The organism is Rhodopirellula baltica SH 1 (assembly GCF_000196115.1).
GTDB lineage: Bacteria > Planctomycetota > Planctomycetia > Pirellulales > Pirellulaceae > Rhodopirellula > Rhodopirellula baltica.
Genome location: NC_005027.1, coordinates 5,343,186 through 5,360,455, shown reverse-complemented (window position 1 = coordinate 5,360,455; position 17,270 = coordinate 5,343,186). Strand labels below are relative to the sequence as shown.

Here is a 17,270-nt window from a genome sequence, read left to right as displayed (position 1 = left end):
GATGGACAAACACTTCTCATGCGAATTCTGTTAACGAATGATGATGGCGTTCATGCCCCAGGTCTGGCGGCACTGCGTCAACAACTGCGTCACTTGGGCGAGGTCATCACGGTCGCTCCGGCAACGGAGCAAAGTGGTGTTGGCCATTCGATCACCTATCTGACCCCGTTGGTTCCAAAATCCATTCATCGCGATGGTGTTCATTGGGCTTGGGCGGTCGAAGGGTCACCGGCCGATTGCGTGAAGCTTTCCTTGGCTGAGTTGTTCGTCGATGAACCCATTGATTTGGTCGTCAGCGGGATCAACAACGGACTGAACGCCGGAATCAACGTGCTGTATTCCGGCACCGTCGCGGCTGCGATTGAAGGCGCGTTCTTTGGCGTGACCAGCGTCGCTGTGTCGCTAGAAAATTCGGACGACAACGACTTCGACGCGGCGGCGGTGATCGCTCGCAATGTCATCGGTGAAATCGTTCGTCATGAAGAGTCGCGAGGTGGGTTGTTCAATTTGAACGTGCCGACTGCTGCGACGGAATCTGCAAGCGAAGTGAAAGTCGTGCCGATGGGATTGGCTCAGTACGGACGACGTTATGAAAAACGTCAGGACCCCGGCGGACGTGATTACTATTGGGCACTGTGGACACAACCCGATAAGCCACCTGCGGAAATGACCGACGTGACCCAGCTTCGCGAGGGGTGTGTGACCTTAACCCCCCTGCATTTCAACTTGACGCGAGATGATCTTCTAAGCGAGATGAAGGATTGGAACTTGCGTCCGTGATTCCACTCAATTCGTTTTGCGCGTCTCGATTCGAGTTGGCCGGCCCGTAGAATGTTTTCGCGTGGCGGGACGAATGAGACCGACACGCTGCTTTTCTATTTGAGCCGGATGCATGCAGAACTCTTCCCGACGCCTTCGCGTTGAAAACTTGGAACATCGACGCTTGTTGGCTGCCGATTCCATGATCGGTCCACATAATCCTGATGGCTGGGGAGAGGTTTCGGTGCCGTCCGCTTTGGCCGCAGCAGAAGACGTTTCTTCGCGAGAGAGTTCTGGTCGCGAAGCAGAAGGCGAAAGTGTCCTCAAAGTCCGGTTGGATTTCTCACTGGACAGCAGCAATTTTTTCACGACTCGATATCCGCAAGCCAAAGCGGTGATGCAGGAAGTGGTGAACCAAGTGGTCGACCGGTTCAACGATACGTTGGCCGCGGTCAATCCGCCGAGTCGATCGGAGATTCAGTGGCAGCCCGCGGTGCTCGATCCGCGGACGGGAGCACTGACCTCGCTGCCTCAATCGTTTCGTGCGGCGGCCAATGAGATTGTGGTGTACGTTCGTGGAAACAACTTGACCGGGCTGACTCGTGGTTTGGGGGGCTACAACTCATTTGGTGTGGGATACAACTGTCCCGATCAAGCCTGCGTCAATCAGGCGAACGCATTCATCAGCAACCTGACCACTCGCGGTGAGACGGGTGCTGCGGCTTCGACGCCCAGCGATTTTGCACCGGTCGTTGGTGCAATCACAATCGATACGCGAAGCGACGTGGATTGGAATTTCGGAGCTGTTGATACCGGCGAGCCGGGCCAGTCGGACTTCCGTGCGGTGGTGGCTCACGAATTTGCACACGTGTTGGGTTTTGGAACGGCTCCGTCGTTCAGCCGATATGTTGCCGGCGGCCGTTTCGCAGGCCCGAATGCCAATGCGATCTTTCCCGGTTCCGCGAATATTCCGATGAACGGCAGCAGCCACTTGGCCAGCTCGGTTCGCGATGTTGTGCCAACGACGATGACCAGTCACTTTGACGGGATGTTGAGCGATCTGGATTTCGCGATCTTGGATGACATTGGTTGGGAACTGACGCCGGACACCCGACCAACGGTTCAGATCGCAACCACGGAACAAACCGTTCCGGAATCTGCAGGCGCGGTTTCGGTCAGTGCGACTTTATCAGCCGCGCCCTCTCAGAGTATCTCGGTGCCCGTGGTGATCTCGGGAACGGCATCGGCAACTTCGGATTACACCGTCACGCCAGCGGCGTTCAATTTTTCATCCGGTCAACGCACCGCGACGATGACGGTGAACGTGGTCGACAATGGTACAAACGAGGGTCTTGAGTCGTTGACGATTCGTCTGGTCGATTCGACTGCCGCCAAGCTGGGAGCGAACACGGAAACCTCGGTCAATATTTTGGATGACGACGGATCGCCGGTCGGACAGACGCAATTGAACTCGCCCGAGTTCAGTAGCACCGCCATCACGGTCCCGGGCAACAATCAACCAGTTGCGTACTTGTTTCGTGCTTCCGCGAATACAACTTTGAATGTGACCAAAGTCGGATCGGCGGCGTCATCAGAAGCGTTTTTTGTGCTCGATGAAAATTTGCAACCAGTCGGTCAATACAACGGTGCGGGTGAGTTGTCCGTGACGTTGTCAGCCAACCAAAATTACGTGCTGCGTTTCGAAGCTCGTGCGACCGCCGAACAATATCAAATCGCATCGACCGCTGGTTTCCAAGCCATCAACAACGACAGTCCTACCAACATTCTTCAACCATCCGATGTGACTGGGGATGGCGAAGTCTCTGCATTGGATGCCTTGCGTGTCATCAACGCGTTGAACGCAGCGGGTGCTTCTGAAATTAATATCGGCAACGAAGCGTTGGAACAGGGAAACTACTATGACGTCACTGGTGACGGGAAAGTGACATCATTGGACGCGTTGCGAGTCATTAACACGTTGTCCGGTCCGGCATCTGGAAATTCCGAGGGGGCGGCGGTTTCGAATTCTTCGGCAACGGCTTTCACGCCGCCGGTTGCAGAATCTGGTGCAACGCGTGCCGACGAAATGGGCCCGCACAAACCCAGTGAGACACAGCTTGGTGGCTTTGTTCCCGCAGTGATTTCTGTTCGCTTGGCTGATCACAATCATGCTCACCATGACGACGAGCATGAGCATGAAGATGACCACGGAGATGAGCATCACGACGAGTCGGAGCACGATCACGCGCACGACAACGACTTCTTCGAATCTTCATCTGCCGCGTTTGCACCAGCGTTGGTGGATTCGGTCTTTGTAGAAATTGGCGCCAGTTGTCTCGCTTGAGCCGCGGTTTCGAGTCGCGTTGGATGGGTTAGACTCACCCCGTCGGCTCGCTGGGTTTCGTTTCGATTCAATCCAGCCTCGTCCAGTTCGGAGAGCCAACTCCAATTCAAACGAGGGTGATTGCGGTGCACGTCAAAGATGCGATTCGGTCGACAATGAATTTGAGCGACATGGTCTTTCGAGGCTATCTCGGCGACCTGGAAGACGCGGATCTGATGCGTCGACCTGGAAAGGGGTGCAACCATCTGGCATGGCAAATCGGACACTTGGTTGTCGCAGAAATCATGATGCTGGGCGGGATGTTTCCTGAGTTCAAAACGGAATTGCCCGAAGGCTTTGAAGAAGCCCATCACAAAGACAAAGTGGATTGCGATGACGCATCGAAGTTCAACACGTTAGCGGAATACTTGGAGCTGATGACCAAGGTTCGTGCCAACACGTTGGCGGCTCTCGAAGCGATGGACGAGTCCAAACTCGATGATCCAGCGCCAGAACAAATGCGAGCTTTTTGCCCGACCGTTGGCGACATGATGATCCTGATCGGGACTCACCCGATGATGCACGCTGGGCAGGTCGTTCCTGTTCGCCGCGAATGTGGCAAACCGGTGATGTTCTGAACGTCGGTTCGGACACTCAGACAAATTGGCATAAAGCTCTTCGGGCATGAAAAAGCCGGAACAGCTTGGTGGCTGATCCGGCAAAACAAAAAGTCTCCTCGCTTCCCGGAGGAGGCGTGCTGTTTTTGAGTGTTGTGCTCGCAAGGTTGAAGTCACCCTCCTGAACGCTGTTGGGGAGGGTCGGAATGCGAGCGTTCAGCGAGAATTCCGGGAGGGGAGTGCGCATCGCTTCCCATGCCCGGCCCTCACCCTCGCGTTCACCTGAACGGCGTCGCTCGACCTCTCCCCAAACTTCGTTTCAGGAGAGGTTCTCAAATGCAGAAGTCCGCCAAAATGCGGCACTCGAAAACTGCACGATTTCGAAGCGGGGCGAACGTCCAAGCGGCTACGAGATGAAACTCAATCGTTCCTGGGCTGCCTGCTCATTTCTTCTTGCGAGGTTTCTTGGGGTCCAGGTTTTGATCCAATTGTTCCTTGCTGACGGTGGATTGGATGCCGTCTTCGGGAATGTTGCCTTTGGCGGTCCAGACCAACGCGTTGAGCACGACTTTGCGATAGTCCTCGATGCCCCAGTTGTCGTGGAAGTGACCGCCGGTGAATCCGAATCCGCGACCACCATCGGGACGTTCGACCACCCACATCATCGCTTCGGCTCGGCCGCCGGATGCTTGGATGTGAGCGTAGGGGCCTCGGGGGTAAACGTAGGGGCCATCACGAACATCGTCGGATGGTTTGGCCAACAGGATCGGTTGGAATTGAAGGCCATCGATTTCTTTGGCTTCGTTGCCGGGCATGCCTGACAAGAAACGCATGTTGAAGTACCACTCGTCGTTGGCTTGGAACGGTTGGACCCCGTTGGTGACGGGGTGATCGGGGAAGACCGCGAAAGTGGGTTCCCAAATTGGGTTGCATGAAAACTGGTGTTCATAGTGGCCACCGATCCAGCGTTTCATTTCGTCGCCGGCTTGATCGGTCAAGACTTCCACGCCGTAGTGCATGAAGCCCAGGCCGACTCCGTTTTTGGCCCACTCGTCGATCATTTTCAGGCGACGCCCTTCTTCTTGGACAATTTCGTGGCGTCCGCCACCGTCCATGTAGAACACGACCGCATCCGCGTTGTCGAAGATAGCTTCGTCTTGGGGCCATCCGTTCAGGACCACTTCGACGTCCAAATCTTCGACGTCTTTCAGGGAATCAGCCAGCAGTTGCACGCCTGCATTGAACTCGTGCATTCGGGGCGGGTGAGAGGGTTTGCCAGCGACCAAGACGAGTTTTTGAGTTTCTGCCAGGCTGGTTTGGGGCACGACGGCGGTCGCGACGAACAGCAGAATCAGGGCAGGGATGAGATGCAAACGACGGACGTTCAAGGTGTTCACTCGGAGTGCGGGAGGGTTGGAAGGAAGGAACCCGCAGTATAACTCACCGTCCGTTTCGGCGTCGTCAGGTCTGACCCCCTCGTTGGTATCAGAGCATCATGCCGGCGATGGCACCGGTCATGCAGCACGCCAGCAACCCACCGAACATCGCTCGAAGTCCCAGGGAGGCCAGGTCGGATTTTCGTTCGGGGACCAATCCGCCGATCCCGCCGACCTGGATTCCAATCGCGGCGAAATTGCTGAATCCGGCCAGGGCATACGTCAACACCGTCGCGGTGCGTGCACTGATGGTGGGTTCTTCCGCCTGAACGAGTTGGCCAAGTTGTTGATAGGCGATGAATTCATTGGCGACTGTTTTGAGACCGATCAGTTCGCCCGCCGCTCGGCATTCTGAGGTGGGAATTCCTAGCAGCCAAGCAAGTGGCCAGCACGCGTAGCCCAGGATCACGCCAAGAGTGACCAGGGGATCTTTGTTGGAGTCCACCCAGCCGAAGGTTGTGCAGATGCCACCAAGCAGCAAATCGATCAGTGCGATGAGGGCGAGAAATGCGATCAATATCGCGCCCACGTTGAGTGCCAACTTCAATCCATCGCTGGCGCCTTCGACCGCCGCCGCAATGACGTTCACATGCGTTCGTTCGATCTTCAGCGTCATCGCGTCGTCGGCGACCTTTTGGTTGCTATTCGAACGCTCGGCAGTCAATTCCTCTGGCGTGTTCGGCACCATGACCTTTGCGATCAAGAGAGCTGCGGGCGCACTGATGATTGACGCGGTCAGCAGGTGGCTGATGTCCACGCCCATCTTTGCGTACGCACCCAGCAAGCCTCCCGTGACGGTCGCGAATCCGCCGGTCATCATCGCGCACAGTTCGCTGCGGCTCATCCTCGACAGGTACGGACGGACGACTAAAGGAGCTTCGGTGTGACCGACGAACACGTTCGCCGCAGCGGCCAATGTTTCTGGCCCGCTCGTTTTCAAGGAGAACTTCATCACCCAAGCCATCGCCCAAACGATTCGCTGCATGACCCCGAGGTGATACAGAACGCTCATCAGCGAAGAGAAGAAGATCACGGTCGGCAAGACGCCGAACGCGAAAGTTGCCAGCAGTGAATCGCCCAGTGGGTTGTTTGCACCGGTGGAAAACAAAAATCCCGATCCGGCATCGACGGTGCTCATCAATTTCTGAAAGCCATCGCCGATGTGTTTGAATGTTTTTTGACCCAGGTCGGTTTGCAGCACCAGAACAGCCAGAGTGAATTGCAATAGCAGGCCGCCGATCACAATCCGCCACGGAAATTGTCGTCGATCGGTGCTGATGGACCACGCCAGTGTCACGAACACGACGATGCCCAAGCCGCACACCAATCGTGGGAAGATCTCGTTCAACTGCGGCACCAGAATCAGGAAGCATGGTCTGCGATCAATATCGCCCGTGATAAACTTTGTCGCCGATCATATCATCCGGAAGCATCATCCAAGGATGCGAAAGATTCAGCGTCCCGGCCGATCACTCTCCATCCATCGTGAAGTTGATGAGCAACTACGACAAAGTCCCGTATCCCGATTTCATTCATCCGGCGACTCTTCCTGGCAACATGGCCGCGATCGCTCGGCTGCACGGTGTGAATGCACCATCGCCGGAGTCATGCCGTGTTTTGGAATTGGCGTGTGGTCCAGGCGGTAATTTGATCTCGTTGGCAACACTGTTGCCGAACAGTCACTTCGAGGGAATCGATTTAGCCGCCGGTCACGTAAAAACGGGCAACTCGATGATTGGCAAGCTCGGTCTATCGAACATTCAGTTGCACCACGGACGGATTGAGGATTGGGTCACGGAAGCGGATAGCGATGAGGAACGGTTTGACTACATCATCGCGCATGGTGCTTATTCCTGGGTCCCCGAAGAAGCCCGGCAAGCGATCCTGGCGATTTGTCAGTTGCGTTTGTCTGACAACGGAGTCGCGCTGATTAGCTACAACACTTATCCAGGTTGGCATCAGCGACAAATGGCCCGCGACATCATGCGATATCACGCGGATGGAATTGAGGATCCGCAGACGCGACTGCGACATGGTAAGGCTTTGCTGAGCTCGGTTGCGCAAAACGTTCCGCAGGGATCAGCGTACCGAGTGGCCCTGGAAGAAGAACTCAAGGCACTCGATCAGGCCAACGAAGCCTACATCTCACACGAGCAATTCGAAGACACCAATCGGCCCTGTTACTTTCACGAATTCGCGACCGAAGCAGCCTCGCATTGTTTGCAAACCATCGCCGAGGCGGACTGGGGCGATTCAACCTACGAACAGGTTCGTCCCGATGTCGCATCGGCGCTGGCGTCGCTGCCAAAAATTCGCCGAGCCCAAACGCTGGACTTCTTTCGTCGTCGAACGTTTCGGCAAACATTGTTGTGTCGCGACTCGGTTGCCGTCAGTGAGCAGCTTCAGTCCTCTGCGATGGAGTCGATGCACTTTGTGACTTCGTCCAAGCTGGAAGGGGATCAGATCACCGGTTCGAACGGGTTGAGCGGAACCGTTGATCATCCCGTGACCCAAGCTGCCATCGGTCGCTTGGTCGATCAGTACCCGTCATCGATCAGATGCGAAGAACTCTGCGCAATCGTTGATTCTCAAGAACCTGATTCGATCGCGACTTTGAAAGCCGATTTATTCAATTTGGTATGTGTCGGATTGGTGTCGGTCAGTGCATCGCCGACGGAGGCGTGCCGCGAAGTTTCTTCCCACCCGCGTGCCACGGCGCTTTCACGAGAACAAGTCTTGCTGGGTGATACCGTGACAAATCTGCGTCACCAACCGATTCGACTGGATGATACAACGGCTCATTTGGTCCGGTGCTGCGATGGTCAATCGGACCATGCGAGTTTGATCGAGAGCATGATCGCTTATGCGATGGCCAACGGTGGTTTGGTCGAAGGAGAACAAGTCATCACCGGCGAAGAGAATCTGCGACCGTTGGTGAATTCAAAGATGACTTCCAACCTGCAACGTCTCGCTGCGATGGCATTGTTGGTCGGATGAAACGATTGAACAGGCGGACGCGTGCCCGAAGGCAGGCCACCGTCTCCATTTCAGAGGTCGTGCCGTTTTATTTCACCCTCCCCTCGCTTCGCTCGACCCTCCCAGGGGGAGGCTGATGAGAAACGCTTGGCAACACAGCACTTCAAAACTGCACGACCTCTTCAGTTGGCGGGCGTGGTCGGTGGCGTGGCGACTGGCGAAATCGTTCGCTCAAGCGAAGGACGATAGAAGATTGCCACGGGAAGGAACAACACCGCCATCGCGCCGAACACGGTGCTCCGCGGCAGATCAGCGGAGGTCAGGATCGTGTTGAGGATTTGATACAGCACGCCTGACATCACGATCGCGAAAAAGTTGGCTTGGTTCATGACCGCGATCATGCGGCCTTTGAGTTCCTCAGGCGGTCGGGCTTGCAGGAACACTTGAATCGGAATCGCGAAAAATGCGGCGGAGGCGCCGAGCAGCATTAGCACGGGAATCGAACCGCCAAAGCCGAGCAGGTGTCGGCCGCCGGGCAACGAGATCGCGAGCACGGCGCAGAAAGCGACGACGCCCCACATACCAATTTGAATGACAACCCGGTCAGACAGTTTGCGGCTCAGTGCACCCGCGGCGGCGCCACCGGCGGCGATTCCGACGCTGATCAAGGACACCATCAAACTGGTCTTTGTGTCAGATATCTCAAGCTGAGTTTTACCGAGCGAGTTGACGGCTTGGATCGTCAGGCCTGCGATCAACCAAAACACGCACGATGCCAGCAACGCGATCAACAGTGGTGTGTCTTTTTTGAGAAGCGTCCGCATCGCTTTCGGGACCGCCAAGTATTCGGCTTTGAGTTTCAAGGTCGGATCCGCGGCGGGCAGACGAATGATCAAGAGGCTGGTGATCGTTCCAACAACTGCGATGCCAACGCACACCAGCGAACCGATCCACAAACCCGAGGCGGCTTCCATTTGTGGGACTCCCGCCGGCACGATCGAATCCTTCAGCGGGCCGGCGACCGCGGTGCCGATGATGATCGCTATGAAGGTAGTCATCAGAACCAAACCGTTGCCGCGATTGAGTTGGTTGCCCGACAACATCTCGGGCATGATGCCGTATTTGCCAGGCCCAAAAAATGTGCTTTGCAGCCCCATCAAGAACAGCACAATCCAAAGTCCCGCGAATCCGATCATGGGCGTGGCGAGGAACGCGAGCAGACCGAGTCCCATGACAACGATCTCGGCGACCTTACTGGTTACGATGATCGTGCGTTTGCTGAAACGATCGGCCAGGTAACCGGCCAAGCCGCCAAAGACAACAAAGGGCAATCCGAAGACGACTGTGGCGATCCCTTGCAAGTCACCTCCGCCGGATGGTTTGGCCGCTGGTGCACCAGCGAGGTCCTCGGAGACTTCGACTGCCACGGCGCCATCGACGAGGTTGGTTTCGGTGACCGTGGCCGCAACGGCAGTGGGAATGGCCAGCAACAGCAACAACTGTTTGAAAAGGTTGTCGTTGAAGGCACCAAAGAATTGGGTCGCGATGAAGCCAACGAACGAGGGATGGCTGAGCGAGTCGATCGGACCGTCTTTGGGCTGGACGCCGGCGGGATCTGATTCGGTGGGCACTGCTGCGTCACCGATCGCGTACGGGTTGTCAGCTGCGGTGGACGCGGTGGGAGAATCTGACATGGAGATTCAGTTACAGTGGAAAGCGAGTGGAGCGAAGACAGAGCGTGAACGGAAGCAAAGCTTTGAGCGGTGCGGCTCGGAAGATGGATTGCCGTCTACCGAGCAAAGTGCCCGTTGGACGCGGAGCCATTCGCACATTCTTCGAGGTTTGTCTGTTCACTTCCAGATGAATCCGTTTGGGAGCCACCGAAAGGGAGCGATGATTCGAGACGCAAGGTTACCATCATGCCGATGACGCCGGGTTACCACACAGGCGGGTTGTTGCTGCACGATCCGGTCTCGACGATCGAACCCTTGGTGTCGATGGGATACCGCTGCGTCGCGGTTCGGCCGAGAAGAGGGATTTTGGCCTGGGAGAAGGGGCTGGCGGCGGATCGGACCTTGTCCAGCCAAGCTCGCGGCCCAGAGAGCGACTCCTGGGATCGTTTTCTGGATGAGGCACGTTTGCATCGTTGCCGGGTCGTGATCGATACCGAGTCGTCGTTTGTGCTGGATCGCGAAAAAGCGGCGATGCCTTCTTTGGCGGATTCGAATGCCGATTGCAGTCAGGCAACCTTGGATTGGTGTGAGCACTGGATTCGGATGGCCGAGCGATTGCCGGGCACCGTTTTGACTCTGGGCTCGGGAGTTTGGCCGCGAGACGAGTTTTCACCGGGATTGAGCGAATCGGATTTGGAACGATTGGCATCGAGATTGGAATCACTGGCCTCGTTTGCTGAGCAGCGGGGCGTTTCAATTGCGCTACGGCCGGCGACGGGGCACGCGATCTCGAGCGTCGCCGAATTTGAGCGGATGTGCCAGTGGCTTCCCGAAAGCGTGAATTTGGGCCTCGCGGCGGATCTGGGCGAAATGGTTTCGGCGGGCGAGATGCCGTTGGGGGCTCGGTTGCAGCGGAACGCCGAACGGCTGAAGCTCGTGTATTTGTGCGATCACCGTTGGCCGGGGCAGCCGCCTCGCGATTTGCCGCTGGGGACGGTTGGACGCGATGACACACCGATTGGCACCGGGGAACTGACACTTCGCCGGGTCACCGAGACACTGGGTAAGATGGGATTTGACGGCCCCTTGGTCGCTCGGGTCGAAGGGCACTGCGAACAAGGGTTGCGAATCCCGCGTCTAGGAATGCAGCATTTGATGCAGTGCCGATGGTGGCGACAGGCTTGTGAGCAGACATGAAACGAATTTGTGAAACCTAAAAGCCTTGTTTTTTGCGACAATTGCAAGTGGACCGGCCAACCGGGACACTCCTATGATCAAAGAGCACCGGCAAGGACTCTTGCGAGAGTTGGAGGCGGTGCCGAACTTCCAAATCAGCAGCAATGAACGAAGTCTCGGTTGTGACAGATGTGATTGCAAAACCGGCCGTGCAGGCTGGCATTGCTCTAGTGGTTCTAGCCATCTTGATTGCACTCGCATTTTGGGTGTTGGCAAGGTTGCGCGACTACAACACTGACGACCAGCTAGACACCCCAGAAGTGTTCGCAAACCTGGAAGAAATGCGACGCAAAGGTGACATAAGCGAAGAGGAATTCCGAACTATACAAGCAGCAACGCGGTCAACTTCCGCTTCGACGACTGATCCTCCGGTTCCCTCAGCCTCCCAGGCCGATTCCGGTCTCGATTCTTCCCCTCCTCCTCGTTCTTACGAAGAGGGCGAGAATGAATCGCGAACCTGAACGAACAAGGCACCGGAGAAACGGTGAGTCGTCGATCACAGCCGATCTCGTTGCGACCCAAAACCGTCGATGGTTCGCCCTCCCAATTCTCGGGCATACCAATCATCGACAAACGATGAAACCCATTACCAAACCACGAGTGGCTCGAGCTTCGAGGACAAGGATGTTCCTTCGGCGCGGGTTGATCCGGATGCAAATTCGGGTCGCTAGGTGTTGAAAAGCATTCGAGTCGTGGCCGATCCGTTCGATGTGTCGAGTTCTTTTGCGAGAACGCGCCTTCAATGTTCGGTGGATGCGAGGAATCGCGTACAATAAAGCGTGAACGCCGAATACGGTGTTGGCGCTCGATTGCCCGCGAAAACCTCATTGATCGTCATCCGCCGACGCCGAGGGACGAGCCCGCAATGTTGGACTCATAAAAGTAAGGAGTCGTGTATGCCCACCAAGGAAACTTCGAACTCTCGCCGCGGCAGCGCAGCGACGAAGAAGAATGCGTTTTGCAGCTTCTGTCGTAAGAGTTACCGTGACGTCGGTCCCCTCGTCGAAGGCCCCGGAGACGTTTACATCTGTGCCGAGTGCATTGACTTGTGTCAATCCATTCTGGATCAGGAACAACGTCGTCGCGGCCCGTCCAAGTCATTGTTCAGCGACATCCCGTCGCCGCGTTCGATTGTCGAGCACCTGGACAATTATGTCATCGGTCAAGGTTCGGCCAAACGCGTTTTGGCGGTGGCGGTTCACAACCACTACAAACGACTCAGCAATGGTGCCGATGGCAGCAACGGCGAAGTCGAGATCGAGAAGAGCAACATCCTGTTGGCAGGACCAACAGGCAGCGGCAAAACATTGCTGGCTCGTTCACTCGCTCGCATGCTGAACGTGCCCTTCGCCATCGGCGATGCGACCACGCTGACCGAAGCGGGTTATGTGGGCGAAGATGTCGAGAACCTGTTGCTGAAATTGTTGCACGCTGCTGACTTCGATGTCGAAGCCGCTCAGCGTGGGATTCTTTACATCGATGAAGTCGACAAGATCGGCAGCACGAACGGCAACGTCTCGATCACGCGTGATGTTTCAGGTGAAGGCGTTCAGCAAAGCTTGTTGAAAATGCTGGAAGGCACCGTCGCCAACGTTCCACCACAAGGCGGACGTAAGCATCCCGAGCAGCAGTACATCCAGCTGGATACGAGCAACATCCTGTTCATCTGCGGTGGCACGTTTGTCGGAATCGAAGAGATCATTCGCCGTCGTCTGGGACATCGCACGCTCGGATTTGGCGAAGGTGCCAACGTCCGCAACGAGCAAACTCCGGGTGAATTGGTCGCTCAAGTCCAGACCGAAGACATTCTGAAGTTCGGTTTGATTCCTGAGCTCGTTGGTCGGATGCCGGTCATCAGTTACCTGCAGCCGCTCGATTTGGAAGGTCTGATTCAAGTCCTGACCGAACCCAAGAATTCCTTGGTCAAGCAGTATCAAGCGTTGTTCGCGATGGAAAATTGCGAACTCGAGTTCACCGAAGAAGCCTTGCATGCGATTGCGAAGAAAGCGGTCGACAAGGGCGTCGGGGCTCGTGGTTTGCGAGGCATCATGGAAGACGTGATGCTGGACATCATGTATGACTTGCCCGAACAAGAAGCCGGCAAGGTTTACACGATTGACGAAGCGATCGTGACCGGCAAACAAGACTTGTTCAAAATGCCAACGACCAAGAGTGCCTAGGCACCTCTGAATGATCTGATGATACGAATCCATTCGTTGAAATCTAACTCGCATCGCCAAGCCCGCCTGTTTCAGGTTGGCTTGGCGTTTGCCGTTTGGTGCGGCCTGGTCGTCGGGACGTCGGGGCTGATATTGATCGCCGGCTCGCATTCCGCGTTTGCGAAACAACCGCTTGCCAAAGCGGCGTGGGGCGTGGACTCGGGCGTCGTTCGTTTGCCAGCCGGTTTGGTTGCACAGTCGATGCCGCGCGATCGATTCAATCAGTTGTTGTTTCTTGGCACACCCAAGCTGAGCCACGGCGACGTTGATGACGTGATCGAAACGGTTCGTCAAAATAGCAGCCTGTTTGGATTGGCGATCATGGCCACGGTTGTTCAGCAGGACGGCAAGTACCAGCTTCGCGAAGTCGGGCTGGGGCATTCCTATATGATTGGCAAGCGTCCGACGATCGTCACATCGGAGAAAGCGGACTCGCTCGGGGCGGACTTGGGGATGATTGCCAGTCGCGTATTGGCCAAGAACGAATCCATGATGGATCCGCCGATGGTGGTGATTCAGACCACGTCGTTGATCGTTTTTGATGTCACCGCGTTGATGGCGATCAATGGTCAGCATGTCGATCGTCGGATGCGGCATTTGATTTGGACGCACCCAACGACCGGTCGAACGGCAACGGCGGTTTGGTTGCTGAACGAAGAAATCACTCCTCCGGGTGCAAAACAGTGGGCGATCGAGTCCGCAATGCCGATTCATCTGATTCCGGCTGACACCGTCGAGGATCGTGCCATTCATGTTGATGGCGACGAAATCTCGTGGGCGATACCCAGTGACCGGGCATTTGCACTGCAGCGATTGCCTGGCAAGACGCAGGTTTCCTGGTCTCCCGCGTTGCGAGAGCATTTGGGAAATCGAGCGTTTGACGAAGCCTCACTGGGTCGAATGCTGGAAGCGATCAACGATGCGATTGCCAGTGCGACTGGATCGGAGACGCAAAACAGGTAGTTTTGGCCTTGCAGGCAGGCCGGAAATCGGCATACTGCCGTGCTTCGAAAAATTGCTCCGCCAGGAATCCCGCGCCCCGTGTTCGGAATCGCACTTCTCAAAGTGCCGTTTTTGATTCAACGATGATGGCTGCGAACACGATTTCAAAGCGGTTTTCCCCTTCCATATCCACTTTCATTGCCCAGGTCGGTCCCCGTTATGACGGACGTCATTCAAGTCACTAAACGTGAATCCACCGGCACGGCCGCCACTCGCCGTTTGCGTCGCGACGGTCATGTTCCTGCCGTCCTGTACGGTCACGGCGAAGCCAACGAACACTTGGCTGTTCCTTCGGCACAAGTCAAAGGCCTGCTGCGTCACCACAGCAAGACTGTCCAGCTGTCCGGCGATGTCGATGAGACCGCCTTGGTCAGCGACATGCAGTGGGATCCATTGGGCATCGAAGTCCTGCACATGGACCTGATCCGGGTCAACCTGAAGGAAAAGGTCGAATTGGGCGTGCCAATCGTGCTCCACGGCGAAGCCGTTGGTGTTCGCGAAGGCGGAATGCTGCTGGAAAACGTTCACGAAGTTGAAATTCGTTGCTCAGCCGGATCGATTCCTGACAACTTGGTTCTGGAAGTCTCCGAACTAGGTGTGGGCGAGCACAAAACCGCCGGTGATTTGACGCTTCCTGAAGGCGTGGAATTGATCACCGACGTTGACGTCGTTATCGCGCACATCGAAGCTCAACGCGACGAAGAAATCGCCGAAGCTGGCGACGCCTTGGCAGAACCTGAGGTGATCAGCAAAGGCTCTGGCGAAGCGGACGAGTGAAGTTAGTCGTCGGCTTGGGTAACCCTGGTCGGAAATACGACCAAACCCGCCACAACATTGGATTCATGGTCGCCGACGCCCTCGTGCGTCGGTATGTCGGTTCTCCCCCGACGACCAAATTTGAGGGAGAGATCAGCGAGTGTCGCATCGAAAACGAAAAGGTTTTGGTGCTTTGCCCGCAAACATACATGAACGCCAGTGGGCAAAGTGTCCGCAAGGCAATGGATTTTTACAAACTTTCCCCGGAAGACATCCTCGTCATTTGTGATGACTTGAACCTCGAAACCGGTCGCGTTCGATTGCGACGATCTGGTTCCGCTGGTGGTCAAAAAGGCCTGGTCGACATCATTCGTCACCTCGGCAGCGAACAATGGGCGAGACTAAAGATCGGAATCGGACGTCCGCCAGCGAAATGGCAGGTGTCTGATTATGTTTTGGGCAAGTTTGACAAAACCGAATTAGAAGAAATGGAACATGCCATCGTGCATTCCTGTGACGCCACCGCTTGTTGGGTGGCCGACGGAGTGACGGAAGCCATGAACCGTTACAATGCCGCCAGCGGCACTTAGTCAATTTTTTTCCCGTTCCCGCACCTCCCGCGATCTTTCCCGTGGCAAAAGTCAACACTTACGAAACGCTGTTCATCCTCGATAGCAATCACTACGCACGCGATCCCGGTGGCGTCGCCAAGCAGCTCGAAGAGCTGATCGCCGAGAACGGTGGTGAAGTGCAAGTCAGTCGGATGTGGATGGAGCAAAAGCTCGCTTATCCAATCGACAAGCACCAAAAGGGCACCTACTACCTGATCTATTTCAGCATGGAAGGCCCGAATTTGACTCAATTGGCTCGTGCCTTCGCACTGGCGGAGCCCGTTATTCGTGAACTGACCATCAAGTTGGATCCTCGTTTGGTTGAGCCAATTCTCGCCAACGCTCGTGGTGAACACTTCACCGGACCAGCTGGTGCAGAAGGTTCCGACGATGAGTCGACCGAAAGCACTGACGAAGCGGTTGCTGAAACCGCCGATGCTTGATCGCGATTGATTCGAATTCCGGGAGGACACAACCATGGCAAGTTTTAACCGCGTGATGTTGATGGGTAATTTGACCCGCGACATCGAACTGCGTTACTTGCCCAGCGGAATGGCCGTCGCGGAGTTTTCGATTGCAGTCAACGAAAAACGCAAGGCGTCCGATGGACAGTGGGTCGAAGATGTTTCGTTCTTTGAGATCACGCTGTTTGGACGCACCGCAGAAGTCGCGAGTGAATACCTTTCCAAAGGCTCACCGATCTTCGTCGAAGGCCGTCTGAAACAGGACACGTGGGAAAAAGACGGTCAGAAGCGTTCCAAGGTCAAAGTGATCGGCGAACGCATGCAAATGATCGGCGGCCGAGGTGAATCCGGTGGCGGTGGTGGAGGTGGAGGCGGACGACCCGCTGCTTCGCGACCGAATTCCGGTGGGGCTCCTGCCGAATCGCAACGTTCCAATTACGTCAATTCCAATACTCCTTCCTCGCATGATTCACAACCGACCGGAGACGGCCCTGGTTACGACGAACCGGATATCCCGTTCTAGCAACCAACCCGCCACGTGACGTTTTCGATCACCTCCGATCATCCCGAATCAGAACCCTTTATCCTTCGACCCTGAACCATGTCAAAATCAGCGACTAGCCACTTCAAGCGGCTTCCAAAAGGCCAGAATGGCGGTATCGAACTGCTGTTGATCCACAACGTTGAACACCTCGGACGCCAAGGCGACTTGGTCGAAGTCAAAGCCGGTTACGCGTTGAACTACTTGCTGCCACAAGGTTTGGCGACGATCGCAACCGACCACCACAAACGGATGGTCGAGAAGCACCGCGAAAAATTGCGTGCGATCGAGTTGGAGAAGCTGAAAAGCTACCGCGAACAAGCCGACGAATTGGCCAAGCAGTCGATCACGATCGAAGCCAACGCCAACGACGAAGGTCACTTGTACGGCAGCGTCGGTCCTCACGAAATCGTCGATGCTCTCAAGGCCAGCGGCATCACGTTGGCTCAAGACCAGATCCGTTTGGAAGGTCCTTTGAAAGAGTTGGGTCTTTACACGGTGAAGATTCACCTGCACAGCGAAGTCGATGCCAGCCTGAAGGTTTGGGTCGTTCCAACCGTTGCTGCAGAAGGTGGCGAACCAGGCGCCAGCTGATCTGGACTGCGACATTTTTGGCGTTGCAATCCGCAACGCAAAACGCCAGAAGAGATAGACGCA

At 55.9% G+C, this 17,270-nt stretch carries 16 protein-coding genes; 13 read left to right on the top strand and 3 right to left on the bottom strand.

The features are described from left to right. The first annotated feature begins 18 nt into the window (after nt 1-18). The 3 genes from surE (at nt 19) to RB_RS20425 (ending at nt 3,720) form a co-directional block, all read left to right on the top strand. Nucleotides 19-780 carry a 5'/3'-nucleotidase SurE gene (surE, locus tag RB_RS20435; protein WP_037201557.1) on the top strand — a complete coding sequence of 254 codons (762 nt, stop codon included), beginning with the start codon at nt 19-21 and terminating at the stop codon, nt 778-780. A gap of 112 nt (nt 781-892) precedes the next feature. Continuing rightward, complete coding sequence (locus tag RB_RS20430) at nt 893-3,103, top strand: dockerin type I domain-containing protein (protein ID WP_011122545.1); 2,211 nt, start codon at nt 893-895, stop codon at nt 3,101-3,103. Nucleotides 3,104-3,258: 155 nt separating this feature from the next. Continuing rightward, nucleotides 3,259-3,720 carry a DinB family protein gene (locus RB_RS20425; RefSeq protein WP_231845834.1) on the top strand — a complete coding sequence of 154 codons (462 nt, stop codon included), beginning with the start codon at nt 3,259-3,261 and terminating at the stop codon, nt 3,718-3,720. Nucleotides 3,721-4,142: 422 nt separating this feature from the next. Here the strand turns inward: RB_RS20425 and RB_RS20415 are convergent, their stop codons facing one another. Both RB_RS20415 and RB_RS20410 read right to left on the bottom strand, forming a co-directional pair. After that, a complete protein-coding gene (locus tag RB_RS20415) occupies nt 4,143-5,096 on the bottom strand; it encodes a ThuA domain-containing protein (RefSeq protein ID WP_011122544.1) in 954 nt (317 codons plus the stop codon). 88 nt (nt 5,097-5,184) lie between these two features. After that, entirely contained in the window at nt 5,185-6,492 is a 1,308-nt protein-coding gene (locus RB_RS20410; RefSeq protein ID WP_011122543.1) for a NupC/NupG family nucleoside CNT transporter, read from the bottom strand. A gap of 137 nt (nt 6,493-6,629) precedes the next feature. On the opposite strand from RB_RS20410, the gene RB_RS20405 reads away from it, so the two are divergent. Then, nucleotides 6,630-8,132, top strand: coding sequence for a methyltransferase regulatory domain-containing protein (locus RB_RS20405; protein WP_231845833.1), 1,503 nt, complete (start codon nt 6,630-6,632; stop codon nt 8,130-8,132). Nucleotides 8,133-8,293: 161 nt separating this feature from the next. Here RB_RS20405 and RB_RS20400 read toward each other — a convergent pair whose 3' ends face one another. After that, nucleotides 8,294-9,805: an MFS transporter gene (locus tag RB_RS20400; RefSeq protein ID WP_011122540.1), complete on the bottom strand. Its 1,512-nt coding sequence runs from the start codon at nt 9,803-9,805 to the stop codon at nt 8,294-8,296. A gap of 225 nt (nt 9,806-10,030) precedes the next feature. Here RB_RS20400 and RB_RS20395 point away from each other — a divergent pair, with 225 nt between their 5' ends. The 9 genes from RB_RS20395 to rplI all read left to right on the top strand — a co-directional run bounded on the left by RB_RS20395 (nt 10,031) and on the right by rplI (nt 17,207). Beyond that, nucleotides 10,031-10,981: a sugar phosphate isomerase/epimerase family protein gene (locus RB_RS20395; protein ID WP_011122539.1), complete on the top strand. Its 951-nt coding sequence runs from the start codon at nt 10,031-10,033 to the stop codon at nt 10,979-10,981. Nucleotides 10,982-11,124: 143 nt separating this feature from the next. Further along, on the top strand, nt 11,125-11,481 hold the full coding sequence (locus RB_RS20390) for an SHOCT domain-containing protein (protein WP_007324829.1): 357 nt from the start codon (nt 11,125-11,127) through the stop codon (nt 11,479-11,481). Between the two features lie 435 nt (nt 11,482-11,916). Then, the gene (gene clpX / locus RB_RS20385) at nt 11,917-13,200 is read left to right on the top strand and encodes an ATP-dependent Clp protease ATP-binding subunit ClpX (protein WP_007324828.1); all 1,284 of its coding nucleotides are present in this window, start codon (nt 11,917-11,919) and stop codon (nt 13,198-13,200) included. Between the two features lie 18 nt (nt 13,201-13,218). Beyond that, entirely contained in the window at nt 13,219-14,202 is a 984-nt protein-coding gene (locus RB_RS20380; RefSeq protein WP_164922290.1) for a pyruvate kinase, read from the top strand. A gap of 198 nt (nt 14,203-14,400) precedes the next feature. Next, nucleotides 14,401-15,018, top strand: a complete 618-nt coding sequence (locus RB_RS20375; protein ID WP_007324826.1) for a 50S ribosomal protein L25 — start codon at nt 14,401-14,403, stop codon at nt 15,016-15,018. Continuing rightward, nucleotides 15,015-15,587: an aminoacyl-tRNA hydrolase gene (gene pth / locus RB_RS20370; protein ID WP_011122535.1), complete on the top strand. Its 573-nt coding sequence runs from the start codon at nt 15,015-15,017 to the stop codon at nt 15,585-15,587. The genes RB_RS20375 and pth overlap by 4 nt, the downstream gene beginning before the upstream one ends. A gap of 41 nt (nt 15,588-15,628) precedes the next feature. Beyond that, nucleotides 15,629-16,051 carry a 30S ribosomal protein S6 gene (gene rpsF / locus RB_RS20365; protein WP_007324824.1) on the top strand — a complete coding sequence of 141 codons (423 nt, stop codon included), beginning with the start codon at nt 15,629-15,631 and terminating at the stop codon, nt 16,049-16,051. A 34-nt stretch (nt 16,052-16,085) separates the two neighbouring features. Next, on the top strand, nt 16,086-16,595 hold the full coding sequence (locus RB_RS20360) for a single-stranded DNA-binding protein (protein WP_007339883.1): 510 nt from the start codon (nt 16,086-16,088) through the stop codon (nt 16,593-16,595). Nucleotides 16,596-16,673: 78 nt separating this feature from the next. Beyond that, nucleotides 16,674-17,207: a 50S ribosomal protein L9 gene (rplI, locus tag RB_RS20355; protein WP_011122533.1), complete on the top strand. Its 534-nt coding sequence runs from the start codon at nt 16,674-16,676 to the stop codon at nt 17,205-17,207. The last annotated feature ends 63 nt before the right edge of the window (nt 17,208-17,270 follow it).